Source organism: Pseudomonas congelans (assembly GCF_900103225.1).
Classification (GTDB): Bacteria; Pseudomonadota; Gammaproteobacteria; order Pseudomonadales; family Pseudomonadaceae; genus Aquipseudomonas; species Aquipseudomonas congelans.
This window is the reverse complement of the sequence record NZ_FNJH01000012.1, coordinates 49350-62195: the sequence shown is the minus strand read 5'-3', so window position 1 is coordinate 62195 and position 12846 is coordinate 49350. Positions and strand designations below refer to the sequence as shown.

The following is a 12846-nucleotide window of genomic DNA, read 5'->3' as shown; positions in this document are numbered from 1 at the left end:
TCTGGACGCTCTGCGTCCGATTTCCATACGTGTGACGCAGAGCGTCACGAACGGCATTCCCACGCTGGAGCGTGAGGAACGATAGGTGTTCGCGAGACCACTGATCGTGCCCATGCTCTGCGTGGGCATGCAGTTCTGGACGTTCTGCGTCCGGTCTTGAAGGGGCGGTGTAGCGCGGGAAATTACAGAAAGCGTGCCCACACGGGGTGGGCACGGCGATCAGATCAGATCAGAACAACACGCGGCTGCGGATGGTGCCTTTGATCTGTTGCAGCTTGGCCTGAGCGAGGTCGGAGTATTCGGCGTCGACGTCGATGACCACGTAGCCGACTTTCTCGTTGGTCTGCAGGAACTGACCGGAGATGTTGATACCGTTCTCGGCGAAGACCTTGTTGATCTCGCTGAGCACGCCCGGGATGTTTTCGTGGATGTGCAGCAGACGGTGCTTGCCAGGGTGCGCAGGCAGGGCGACTTCCGGGAAGTTGACCGAGGACACCGACGTACCGTTGTCGCTGTACTTGACCAGCTTTTCCGCGACTTCCAGACCGATGTTGGCCTGCGCTTCGGCTGTGGAACCACCGATGTGCGGCGTCAGGATCACGTTGTCCAGACCGCGCAGGGGGCTCTCGAAAATGTCGTCGTTCGAGCGCGGCTCGATCGGGAACACGTCGATGGCGGCGCCGATCAGGTGCTTGTCCTTGATGGCGTCGGCCAGTGCGTCCAGCTCGACCACCGTGCCACGCGCAGCGTTGATCAGGATGCTGCCCTTCTTCATCGCGCGGATTTCTTTTTCGCCGATCATCCACTGGGTTTCCGAGGTTTCCGGAACGTGCAGCGTGACGATATCGGACATGCCCAGCAGCTCGTTCAGGCTCGATACCTGAGTGGCGTTGCCCAGTGGCAGTTTGGTCAGCGTGTCGTAGAAGTACACCTGCATGCCCAGACCTTCGGCCAGCACCGACAGCTGCGTACCGATCGAGCCGTAACCGATGATGCCCAGCTTCTTGCCACGGATCTCGAAGGAATTGGCCGCGCTCTTGATCCAGCCGCCACGGTGGCAGGAAGCGTTCTTCTCGGGGATACCGCGCAGCAGCAGGATGGCTTCGGCCAGCACCAGTTCGGCGACCGAACGGGTATTGGAGTAGGGCGCATTGAACACTGCGATACCGCGCTCGCGCGCCGCGTTGAGGTCAACCTGGTTGGTGCCGATGCAGAAGCAGCCGACCGCAACCAGCTTCTTGGCGCAATCGAACAGCTCTTCGGTCAACTGAGTACGGGAGCGGATACCGATGAAATGAGCGTCGGCGATCTTTTCTTTCAGTTCGGCTTCCGGCAGAGACTTGGTGTGGTACTCGATGCTGGTGTAACCGGCTGCCTTGAGGACGTCGACAGCGGATTGGTGAACGCCTTCGAGAAGAAGGAACTTGATCTTGCTCTTGTCGAGGGAAGTCTTGCTCATCTGCGTAAACCTGTGTCCCGAAGAAAATTGGCAGGGGGTGGCCGGATCGGCGCTGGGCACGACTCGCGGGGGGCGTATGCTAGCATATGAGCCCCGCGAAACCTCATCCCGAACGTGAACCGTTCTCAGGATGCCCATGAATCGTTCGAGAGTTGATTCAATGACCGATCGCGTTTTGATTGATGAGCTGCAGACCCTGGTTGAACCCGGCAAGGTACTCACTGACGCCGGTTCTCTGGAGACTTACGGCAAGGACTGGACCAAGCAGTTCACCCCCGCACCATTGGCCATCGTATTCCCCAAGACCACCGAACAAGTGCAGGCCATCGTACGCTGGGCCAATGAACGGCTCGTGGCGCTGGTGCCTTCGGGTGGACGAACCGGGCTTTCGGCGGCCGCGGTGGCCGCCAACGGCGAAGTGGTCGTTTCGTTCGATTACATGAACCGGGTGCTGGATCTGAACCTCACCGACCGCACGGCGGTCTGTCAGCCCGGCGTGATCACCCGACAATTGCAGGCGCTGGCTGAAGAAAACGGCCTTTATTACCCGGTCGACTTCGCGTCTTCGGGCTCCAGCCAGATCGGCGGCAATATCGGCACCAATGCGGGCGGTATCAAGGTCATTCGCTACGGCATGACGCGCAATTGGGTCGCCGGCCTCAAGGTGGTCACCGGCAAGGGCGACCTGCTGGAGCTGAACAAGGACCTGATCAAGAACGCCACCGGCTACGATTTGCGTCAGCTGTTCATCGGTGCCGAAGGTACGCTGGGCTTTGTCGTCGAAGCGACCATGCGCCTCGATCGCGCGCCGAAGAACCTCACCGCGATGGTGCTGGGCACCTCGGACTTCAACTCGATCATGCCGGTGCTGCATGCCTTTCACGGCAGGCTCGACCTGACGGCCTTCGAATTCTTCTCGGACAAATCCTTCGCCCGGGTCATGGCGCGTGGTGACGTGCCGTCGCCTTTCGACACGCCATGCCCGTTCTATGTGTTGCTGGAATTCGAAGCAACCACCGAAGACCTGGCCGATCAGGCCCTGGCGACTTTCGAGCACTGCGTCGAGCAGGGTTGGGTGCTGGACGGCGTGATGAGCCAGAGCGAGCAGCAATTACGCAACCTGTGGAAGCTGCGCGAGTACATCTCGGAAACCATCTCGCACTTCACGCCGTACAAAAACGATATCTCGGTCACAGTCTCGAAAGTGCCCGAGTTCCTGGCTGAAATCGATGCCATCGTTGCCGAACACTATCCGGACTTCGAAGTGCTGTGGTACGGCCACATTGGCGACGGCAACCTGCACCTGAACATCCTCAAACCCGAGAGCCTCGACAAGGACGAGTTCTTCGTCAAATGTGCCCGGGTCAACAAGTGGGTGTTCGAGACCGTCGAAAAGTACAACGGCTCGATTTCGGCCGAGCACGGCGTCGGGATGACCAAGCGTGACTATTTGACGTACAGTCGCTCGCCGGTCGAAATCGAATACATGAAGGCGTTGAAAGCGGTGTTCGATCCCAACGGGATCATGAATCCCGGAAAAATCTTCGCCGTTTGATCCGTCGCAACAGTTTGATCCGCCGCAACAATAAGCAGGCTACCTCTTACAGCCTCAGGAGACGTCATGAGCTACCAGCACAAATATGTCGATGGCACCAACATTCACTTCCCGCTGGGTAAAGTGGTCTGCATCGGGCGTAACTACGCCGAACACGCCAAGGAACTGGGCAACGCGGTGCCTACCGAACCGCTGCTGTTCATGAAACCCGGCAGCGCGGTGGTTGCGCTGGAGGGTGGCTTCACCATCCCGGCAGACCGTGGTTCGGTGCATTACGAAGCCGAGATCGTGGTGTTGATCGGCAAGCCCCTGAGCAAGGACCCTTCGCGCGAAGAAGTACTCGACGCGATCAGCGGTTTTGCGCCTGGCCTGGACCTGACGTTGCGTGACGTCCAGTCGCGTTTGCGTGAGAAAGGCCTGCCGTGGGAGCTGGCCAAGTGTTTCGACGGCGCTGCGGTGATCCCGCCGTTCGTGCCCGCCGAGACCTTCCCTGATCTGGAAGACATCGGTATCCGCCTGACCCTCAATGGCAAGGTGGTTCAGGACGGCAACAGCAGCATGATGCTCAACCCGATCGTGCCGATGATCCAGCACATGGCAGCCAACTTCTCGCTGCAGGCCGGCGACCTGATCATGACCGGCACGCCTGCCGGTGTCGGGCCGTTCGAAGCCGGCGACCAGATCGCTCTGGAACTGGTCGGGCAGACGCCGTTCGAGAGCGTCGTCAGGTAAGCCGACAGCATTTCAAGCAGCGCCCAAAGCCACGCGGGATCACTCTCGGGTGGCTTTTGTTTGTGGGGTGACTGATAGTCCAGTCGGTTTTGCGTTTTTTTCACACCTGTTCTGGATAATCCGGCCGTCCCTGCAAGGGCACCACGTCGTCATGAAGTCTCATTTGCTCAGGAACACATGAATGGCCAGTACTGCCGCAACGCCGCCTCGTACCAAAAAACGCTTCGCTTTCCTGCGCAACATGCGCTGGTATTCGTGGTTGTTAGTGGTTGCCTTGCTGGGCTATGGGCTGGCTTTCATCATGCATTGGGATGATCGCGCGCTGCTCTGGTTTCAGGAGCGGTTCGAGAGCAAGGCAGGTCGTCACGCCAGCATCTGGCTGCCGGACTACCATGTGGATATCGACGCAAAGGTGTTGCCAGGCATGGAAAAGGACGAGGCGTCGGACCTGTCCTACAACCCGGTGACCAAAACGCTATTTGCGGTCATGGGCAAAAATGCGTTTCTGGTGGAGCTGACGCTCACGGGCGATGTAATGCGCAAGATCCCCTTGGTGGGCTGGAGCAATCCGGAAGGCGTTGCTGTCATGAACGATGGCCTGATTGCGATCACTGACGAGCGCCAGCACAAGTTGACCATCGTTAAAGTGAATGCAGACACCACCACCCTGAACATCGCGGATTTCCCCCAGTATGAACTCGGCAAGTCCTCCAACCAGAACAAGGGCTTCGAAGGCGTCGCCTGGGACCCGCAGCGTCAGCAGCTGATACTGGGTGAGGAACGGCCTCCCGCGCTGTACACCTGGAAAAGTGATGGCAGCGACGTGCTGACAGGCGACAAGCAACCGCTACCAAGTCGCTCGCTGGACATGCGCAATCTGTCCTCGTTGAGCATCGACCCGCGCACGGGCCACATGCTCGCGCTGTCTGCCGATTCGCACATGTTGCTGGAAGTCGATGATCAAGGCGAGCAGGTGAGCTTCATGACATTGTTGGGCGGCATGAACGGTTTGAAGGATACAATTCCGCGCGCAGAAGGCGTCGCCCTCGATGAGGCCGGTACGCTGTATATGGTCAGCGAACCGAACCTGTTCTATTCGTTTCACAGGGCGCTTCACAAGCACTGAGCCAGGACGGCAGCTACACAGGTCGCCGATACACTCGGCAAAACATAGCACCATGCCATTAAGCTTGCTTTCAGGATGGCATGGTATCAATCCCGTCCGCTCAATCCGTCCGAGTCACCTTTCATGCGTCGCTCTACTCGCTCTTTAGTCCTGCTTCTCGCCCTTGTACCCCTGATCGTGGTGTTCGTGATCGCCAATCAACGATACCGCTATGTTGAAAGCGCCCTGTTCGACTGGCAGGTGTTCTGGCAGTCCGACTCGCTTCAGTCCATTGGCCTGGACCAGTACCGCGTCGTCACAGAAGCACAGGTGATCGACGGGCTGCAGGATGATGTCTCGGGCCTTAGCTACGACCCGGACCGCAAGAGCCTGTTTACCGTGACCAACCAGAACCCCGAACTGGTCGAGCTGAGCCTGGACGGTCGCGTCCTGCGGCGCATTCCGCTGGTGGGGTTCGGTGATGCCGAGGCCGTCGAATACATCAGCCCGGGCACCTATGTGATCAGCGATGAGCGTCGGCTCCGGCTGATTCAGATTCACGTCGATGACAACACCAAAAGTCTCGATGCAGCCCAGGCCGAGCAACTGACGCTGGGCATCACCGCCAGCGGCAACAAGGGCTATGAAGGGCTGGCCTATGATTCGGTCGGCAAGCGCCTGTTTGTCGCCCGCGAGCGTGATCCGGTGCAGATCATCGAAGTGCGCGGCTTTCCCAAGACCAACTCCGAGGCTCCCGGCAATCTGCAGGTCATCTCCAACAGCAAGCGTGATGGCCGATTGTCGGTTCGTGACCTCTCCAGCCTGCAATTCGATGAAACCAGCGGCCACTTGCTGGCGTTGTCCGATGAATCGAAGCGCATTCTCGAACTCGACACCAGCGGTCATCCGATTGGCAGCGGCTCGCTGGCAAAAGGGGCGATGGGGCTGAGCAAGGACGTTCCGCAGGCTGAAGGGATGGCCATGGACGCGGAAGGGACGCTGTATCTGGTGAGCGAGCCGAACCTGTTTTACGTGTTCCGCAAGCCTTGAGCCTGTGAGGCACATGCCCACCTTGCGTGGGCATGACCGGTTTTATCAGCGCGTCAGGGTTTTCACGCCTTCAGCGGTGCCCAGCAGCAACAAGTCGGCCGGACGTGCGGCGAACAGGCCATTGGTGACCACGCCGACGATGGCGTTGATCTGTGCTTCCAGCTCCGCCGGATTGGTGATGCTCATGTTGTGCACATCAATGATGATGTTGCCGTTGTCGGTCAGAACGCCTTCGCGATAAACCGGGTCGCCGCCCAGTTTCACCAGTTGCCGTGCAACGTGGCTGCGGGCCATCGGGATGACCTCGACCGGCAGCGGGAACGCGCCCAGCACCGGCACCAGCTTGCTGCCGTCGGCGATGCAGATGAAGGTCTTGGCCACCGCCGCGACGATTTTTTCGCGAGTCAGTGCCGCGCCGCCGCCCTTGATCAGGTTCAGGTGCTCGTCGCTTTCGTCGGCACCGTCGACATAGAACTCCAGATCGCTGACCGTGTTCAGCTCATAGACCGGAATGCCGTGCGCCTTGAGGCGCGCCGCAGTGGCTTGCGAGCTGGCGACAGCGCCGTCAAAGGCGGCCTTGTGCTTTGCCAGCGCATCGATGAAGCAGTTGGCCGTGGAGCCGGTGCCGACGCCCACAATGCTTTTGTCATCGAGCTTCGGAAGGATGAAGTCGACAGCTGCCTGGGCGACTGCCTGTTTGAGTTGATCCTGGGTCATGCGGGCTCCACGGTGCCTGATGTAGGTAGAAGAGGGGAATGCAAAAAGGCCCGCATTATAGCGGCGACTGCGCCGCAAAGCCCTGTCATTCGTATGGTCGTCTTTCAGTACGCAGAGTAGACTTCCCGACCTTGCCCGCTTCGTCAGTGATGCCACCCCGATGCTTGAACAGTACGTCAAGAAAATCCTCACCTCGCGCGTCTACGACGTCGCCATCGAAACGCCGCTGCAAGGCGCTCGTCAGCTGTCCGAACGGCTGGGCAATCATGTGCTGCTCAAGCGTGAAGACCTGCAGCCGGTGTTCTCGTTCAAGATTCGCGGTGCGTACAACAAGCTCGCGCAATTGCCCGCAGAGCAGACTGCGCGTGGGGTAGTGACGGCATCAGCGGGCAATCATGCCCAGGGCCTGGCGCTGGCGGCGCGTGAGCTGGGGATCAAGGCGACCATCGTCATGCCGCGCACCACGCCGGAGATCAAGGTCGAGGGCGTGCGATCGCGGGGTGCCACTGTGGTGCTGCACGGCGACTCCTTCCCGGAAGCGCTGGCCTACTCGCTGAAGCTGGTCGATGAGCAGGGTTTCGTCTACATCCATCCGTATGACGACCCTGACACCATCGCCGGGCAAGGCACGGTGGCGATGGAGATCCTTCGTCAGCAACCGGGCCAGCTGGATGCGATCTTTGTCCCGGTCGGCGGTGGCGGTCTGATTGCCGGTATCGCGGCCTACGTGAAATACCTGCGCCCGGAGATCAAGGTCATCGGCGTCGAGCCGGACGACTCCAACTGCCTGCAGGCGGCGATGGCCGCCGGGGAGCGTGTGGTGCTGAGCCAGGTCGGGCTGTTTGCCGATGGCGTGGCGGTAGCGCAGATCGGCCATCACACCTTTGAGGTGTGCCGCCATTATGTCGACGAAGTGATCACCGTCAGCACCGACGAGATTTGCGCGGCGATCAAGGACATCTACGACGACACCCGCTCGATCACCGAGCCGTCCGGCGCGCTGGGCGTGGCCGGGATCAAGAAGTATGTCGAGCAGCGCGGCGTCAGCGGTCAGACGCTGGTGGCGATCGACTCCGGGGCCAACGTCAACTTCGACCGCTTGCGTCACGTGGCCGAGCGCGCCGAACTGGGCGAAGGTCGCGAGGCGATCATTGCCGTGACCATCCCCGAACAACCGGGCAGCTTCAAGGCGTTCTGCGAGGCCATCGGCAAGCGGCAGATCACCGAGTTCAACTACCGCTATCACACCGACCGCGAGGCGCACATCTTCGTCGGCGTGCAGACCCATCCCGAGAACGACCCGCGCAGCGCCCTGATTGCCAGCCTGACCGAACAGGGTTTCCCGGTGCTGGACCTGACCGACAACGAACTGGCCAAACTGCACATTCGCCACATGGTCGGCGGGCATGCCGAGCGGGTGAATGATGAAGTGGTGCTGCGCTTCGAGTTCCCGGAGCGACCGGGCGCGCTGTTCAACTTCCTCAACCGCCTGGGCGGGCGCTGGACCATCTCGATGTTCCACTACCGCAACCACGGCGCAGCTGACGGCCGGGTGGTTGCCGGGCTGGTGGTGCCGGAGGAAGAGCGGCATCTGGTCGGCGCTGCGCTGGATGAAATCGGTTACCCGTACTGGGATGAGAGCGAGAACCCGGCGTACCGCTTGTTTCTGGGCTGAGGCCGTGGATACTTCTCGTTCCTCACGCTTCGAGTCACAAGAGGACGCAGAGCGTCCAGACAGGCATGCTCACTCGGAGCATGGGCACGATAGTGTTATCCCTGACGACTATCGTTCCTCACGCTCCAGCGTGGGAATGCAGTTCACGACGCTCCGCGTCGCAAGAGGACGCGGAGCATCCAGACAGGCATACCCACGCGGAGGATGGGCACGATAGTGTTATCCCTGACGACTATCGTTCCTCACGCTCCAGCGTGGGAATGCAGTTCACGACGCTCTGCGTCGTAAGAGGACGCAGAGTGTCCAGACCGGCATACCCACGCGGAGCATGGGCACGATGGCTTTCAAGGCGCGACTCTTGTGTCCGCGCTGCTAAACTCACTCAAGCCCGATCCAAGAGGAACACCGCGTCATGGAACCCATCATCGCTCTCAATACCCTGCATATCGCCGCCATCGCGTTGTTGCTGATCAGCGCCCTGGTGTTGGCCAGTGGGGTGGTCAAAGTGCGTCTTGAAGGCGACACGACCGTGCAGAATCGCCTGCTCAAGCGGCCTTTACTGTTTTTCTGGGTGTTGATGGCCGTGTGCCTGGCGACGTTGCCGTTCAGTGGCTGGTGGCTGGTGCATTTGAAAGGGTTGTCACTGGGCCAGACCTGGGTGCTGGGCAGCAGCGTGCTTTACACCCTTGGGCTGTGCAGTTGGGGCTGGCTGCTGGCCAGGCTCAACCGTTTGCGTCTCGGTGCCAAAGGCGGCAAGCGAGGCTTTACCCTGGCGCTGACGGTGATCAGCGTCGTGTGTTTCGTGGCGATGGCCGGTCTGACGGGCTTCAAACCGGCCTGAGCATTGCCGGCACTCAGTGACGCAGGGTAATCACCGGCCAGCCGCGTCGCTCGGCTTCGGCACGCAATTTATCGTCCGGATCGACCGCAACCGGGTTGGCCACCTGCTCCAGCAGAGGCAGGTCGTTCATCGAGTCACTGTAGAAATAGCTGTCCTCAAGGCTGAACGCGTGGTCTTGCAGCCACTGATTGAGGCGCGTGACCTTGCCTTCACGGAAGCAGGGGACACCTGTGGTGTGGCCGGTATAGCGTCCGTCCAGCATCTCGCATTCGGTCGCCAGCAGCGTATCGATCCCCAGTTGTGCCACGATAGGTGCGGTCACAAAGCGGTTGGTGGCAGTGATCACCACCAGCTTGTCGCCGGCCTCACGGTGTTTGGCGATCAATTCCAGCGCTTTGGGCAACATGATCGGTTCGATGCAATCGCGCATGAACTCGCGATGCCACTGCTCAAGCTGCGCCATGTCAGTGTTGCCCAGAATCTCCAGAGTAAAATTCAGGTAGTCGGTCATGTTCAGCGTGCCGGCCAGGTAATCCTGATAGAACTCGTCGTTGCGGGTCTTGTAGGTCGCGGCATCAAGGATCCCGCGCCGGCACAGGTAATCGCCCCAGGCGTGATCGCTGTCGCCGCCCAGAAGGGTGTTGTCGAGGTCGAATAAAGCCAGGCGCATAGGGTTACTCGCTGAAATAGTTGAAAAAAGAGCCCCAGAATACGAGGTTTTCACAAGTCTTCACATAAGGTGATAAGCCTCGTTGCTGGTTTGATCGCCTTTGTGGAACAATGCGGCGACATGCGTTTGCGAGGTTGTTGCCGTGATCGACCCCGATGGTTTCCGTCCTAATGTCGGGATTATTCTGACAAACGATGCAGGTCAGGTCCTATGGGCTCGGCGTATTAACCAGGATGCCTGGCAGTTTCCTCAAGGGGGTATCAACCCGCAGGAGACGCCGGAAGACGCGCTTTATCGTGAATTGAATGAAGAAGTCGGTCTGGAACGACATGATGTGCAAATACTTGCCTGCACTCGGGGCTGGTTGCGCTATCGTCTGCCGCAAAGACTGGTCCGAACCCACAGCCAGCCGCTGTGCATCGGCCAGAAGCAAAAATGGTTTCTCCTGCGCCTGATCTCCAACGAGCAGCGGGTGCGGATGGATTTGACCGGTAAACCGGAGTTCGATGGCTGGCGCTGGGTCAGTTATTGGTATCCGTTAGGCCAGGTGGTGACATTCAAGCGCGAGGTGTATCGACGCGCACTCAAAGAGCTTGCCCCGCGCCTCTTATCGCGCGACTGACACGGAGTTCGACCCCGAGCCATGCTCAATACGCTGCGCAAGATCGTCCAGGAAGTTAACTCCGCCAAGGATCTCAAGGCGGCGTTGGGCATTATTGTGTTGCGCGTCAAGGAGGCCATGGGCAGCCAGGTCTGCTCGGTCTACCTGCTCGATGCCGAGGTCAACCGCTTTGTCCTGATGGCTTCCGAAGGCCTCAACAAGCGCTCCATCGGCAAAGTCAGCATGGCACCGAATGAAGGCCTGGTCGGTCTGGTCGGTACGCGCGAAGAACCGCTGAATCTCGAAAACGCTGCAGATCACCCTCGTTATCGCTATTTCGCCGAAACCGGTGAAGAGCGCTACGCCTCGTTCCTGGGCGCGCCGATCATCCATCACCGGCGTGTGGTCGGTGTGTTGGTCATCCAGCAAAAGGAGCGCCGTCAGTTCGACGAGGGCGAAGAAGCCTTCCTGGTCACCATGAGCGCGCAACTGGCGGGCGTTATCGCGCATGCCGAAGCGACCGGCTCGATCCGTGGTCTGGGTCGTCAGGGCAAAGGCATTCAGGAAGCCAAGTTCGTCGGTGTCGCCGGCTCGCCGGGTGCTGCGGTCGGTGTCGCCGTGGTCATGCTGCCGCCTGCCGATCTGGAAGTGGTCCCCGACAAGACCGTCACTGACATCGCTGCCGAGTTGGCGCTGTTCCAGAACGCGCTGGAAGGCGTGCGCGGTGACATGCGCACCCTGTCAGCCAAGCTGGCTACCCAGTTGCGTCCCGAAGAGCGAGCGCTGTTCGATGTCTACCTGATGATGCTCGACGACGCTTCGCTGGGCAGCGAAGTGACCGACGTCATCAAGACCGGCCAATGGGCGCAGGGCGCCTTGCGCTCGGTGGTCAGTGAGCACGTCAAACGTTTCGAACTGATGGACGATGCCTACCTGCGCGAGCGGGCGTCGGACGTCAAGGACCTGGGCCGCCGTCTGCTGGCCTATCTCCAAGAGGCGCGGCAACAGGCGCTGGTCTATCCCGACAACACGATTCTGGTGAGTGAAGAGCTGACCCCGGCCATGCTCGGCGAGGTGCCTGAAGGCAAACTGGTCGGTCTGGTGTCGGTTCAGGGTTCCGGCAACTCCCACGTTGCGATTCTGGCGCGGGCCATGGGTATTCCCACGGTCATGGGCCTGGTGGATTTCCCTTATTCCAAGGTCGATGGTATCGATCTGGTGGTCGACGGCTATCACGGCGAAGTCTTCACCAACCCCAGCGAAATCATGCGCAAGCAGTTCGGCAAGGTGGTGGAGGAGGAGCGTCAGCTCTCTCAGGGCCTGGATGCCCTGCGCGAACTGCCTTGCGTCACCCTCGACGGGCATCGCATGCCATTGTGGGTCAACACCGGTCTGTTGGCCGACGTCGCGCGTGCGCAACAGCGTGGCGCCGAAGGGGTGGGGCTGTACCGAACCGAAGTGCCGTTCATGATCAACCAGCGCTTCCCGAGTGAAAAGGAACAGCTGGCGATCTACCGCGAGCAACTGGCCGCCTTCCATCCTCTGCCGGTGACCATGCGCAGCCTGGACATCGGTGGTGACAAGTCGCTGTCCTACTTCCCGATCAAGGAAGACAACCCGTTCCTCGGCTGGCGCGGTATTCGCGTCACCCTCGATCACCCTGAAATTTTCCTGGTCCAGACCCGCGCCATGCTCAAGGCCAGCGAGGGCCTGAATAACCTGCGCATCTTGCTGCCGATGATCTCCAGCACTCACGAAGTGGAAGAAGCGCTGCACCTGATCCACCGCGCCTGGGGCGAGGTGCGCGACGAAGGCACCGACGTGCCGATGCCGCCGGTGGGCGTGATGATCGAAGTGCCGGCGGCGGTCTACCAGACCCGCGACCTGGCGCGTCAGGTGGACTTCCTCTCGGTCGGCTCCAACGACCTGACCCAGTACCTGCTCGCGGTGGACCGCAACAACCCGCGGGTGGCCGATCTCTATGATTACCTGCACCCTGCAGTGCTTCAGGCCCTGCAAAGCGTGGTGCGTGATGCCCACGCCGAGGGCAAGCCAGTGAGCATCTGCGGCGAAATGGCGGGTGATCCGGCAGCAGCGGTGCTGTTGATGGCGATGGGCTTCGACAGCCTGTCGATGAACGCCACCAACCTGCCGAAAGTGAAATGGATGCTGCGCCAGATCAATCTCAGCAAGGCCAAGGAACTGCTGGCGCAACTGATGACCAACGACAACCCGCAAGTCATCAGCAGCTCCCTGCAACTGGCGCTGAAAAACCTCGGCCTGTCGCGGATGATCAATCCGAGCTCCGTCAAAGGGCACTAAGCGCTTCCAATGCTTTCGCGAGCAAGCTCACTCCCACAGTGGGGACACATTGCCGTTATAGGAGCGAACTTGTTCGCGAAGAGGCCGGTACAGACTCCGGGGAATGGGGCGTTTGGGCT

At 60.2% G+C, this 12846-nt stretch carries 11 protein-coding genes; 8 read left to right on the top strand and 3 right to left on the bottom strand.

From position 1 onward, the window contains the following. Positions 1 to 229: 229 nt before the first annotated feature. Complete coding sequence (gene serA, locus BLR20_RS25425; protein ID WP_032614772.1) at positions 230 to 1459, bottom strand: phosphoglycerate dehydrogenase; 1230 nt, start codon at positions 1457 to 1459, stop codon at positions 230 to 232. A 160-nt stretch (positions 1460 to 1619) separates the two neighbouring features. Between serA and BLR20_RS25420 the strand changes: the two genes are divergently transcribed. The 4 genes from BLR20_RS25420 to BLR20_RS25405 all read left to right on the top strand — a co-directional run bounded on the left by BLR20_RS25420 (position 1620) and on the right by BLR20_RS25405 (position 5901). After that, positions 1620 to 3014, top strand: a complete 1395-nt coding sequence (locus BLR20_RS25420) for an FAD-binding oxidoreductase (protein WP_010434116.1) — start codon at positions 1620 to 1622, stop codon at positions 3012 to 3014. A gap of 66 nt (positions 3015 to 3080) precedes the next feature. Then, entirely contained in the window at positions 3081 to 3746 is a 666-nt protein-coding gene (locus tag BLR20_RS25415; protein WP_010434117.1) for a fumarylacetoacetate hydrolase family protein, read from the top strand. A gap of 181 nt (positions 3747 to 3927) precedes the next feature. Next, entirely contained in the window at positions 3928 to 4872 is a 945-nt protein-coding gene (locus tag BLR20_RS25410; RefSeq protein ID WP_054993927.1) for an SdiA-regulated domain-containing protein, read from the top strand. 123 nt (positions 4873 to 4995) lie between these two features. Then, entirely contained in the window at positions 4996 to 5901 is a 906-nt protein-coding gene (locus tag BLR20_RS25405) for an SdiA-regulated domain-containing protein (protein WP_025991018.1), read from the top strand. A 45-nt stretch (positions 5902 to 5946) separates the two neighbouring features. On the opposite strand, the gene rpiA is transcribed toward BLR20_RS25405, so the two are convergent. Next, on the bottom strand, positions 5947 to 6618 hold the full coding sequence (gene rpiA, locus BLR20_RS25400; protein WP_010434120.1) for a ribose-5-phosphate isomerase RpiA: 672 nt from the start codon (positions 6616 to 6618) through the stop codon (positions 5947 to 5949). Positions 6619 to 6778: 160 nt separating this feature from the next. Between rpiA and ilvA the strand changes: the two genes are divergently transcribed. Both ilvA and BLR20_RS25390 read left to right on the top strand, forming a co-directional pair. Next, entirely contained in the window at positions 6779 to 8293 is a 1515-nt protein-coding gene (ilvA, locus tag BLR20_RS25395; protein ID WP_074595083.1) for a threonine ammonia-lyase, biosynthetic, read from the top strand. Positions 8294 to 8705: 412 nt separating this feature from the next. Next, complete coding sequence (locus BLR20_RS25390) at positions 8706 to 9134, top strand: DUF2269 family protein (protein WP_054994403.1); 429 nt, start codon at positions 8706 to 8708, stop codon at positions 9132 to 9134. A gap of 13 nt (positions 9135 to 9147) precedes the next feature. Here BLR20_RS25390 and BLR20_RS25385 read toward each other — a convergent pair whose 3' ends face one another. Further along, positions 9148 to 9804 carry a histidinol-phosphatase gene (locus BLR20_RS25385; RefSeq protein ID WP_054994404.1) on the bottom strand — a complete coding sequence of 219 codons (657 nt, stop codon included), beginning with the start codon at positions 9802 to 9804 and terminating at the stop codon, positions 9148 to 9150. Positions 9805 to 9946: 142 nt separating this feature from the next. Here BLR20_RS25385 and BLR20_RS25380 point away from each other — a divergent pair, with 142 nt between their 5' ends. Continuing rightward, positions 9947 to 10426: an RNA pyrophosphohydrolase gene (locus BLR20_RS25380; RefSeq protein WP_002555745.1), complete on the top strand. Its 480-nt coding sequence runs from the start codon at positions 9947 to 9949 to the stop codon at positions 10424 to 10426. A 21-nt stretch (positions 10427 to 10447) separates the two neighbouring features. After that, on the top strand, positions 10448 to 12727 hold the full coding sequence (ptsP, locus tag BLR20_RS25375) for a phosphoenolpyruvate--protein phosphotransferase (RefSeq protein WP_003420161.1): 2280 nt from the start codon (positions 10448 to 10450) through the stop codon (positions 12725 to 12727). The last annotated feature ends 119 nt before the right edge of the window (positions 12728 to 12846 follow it).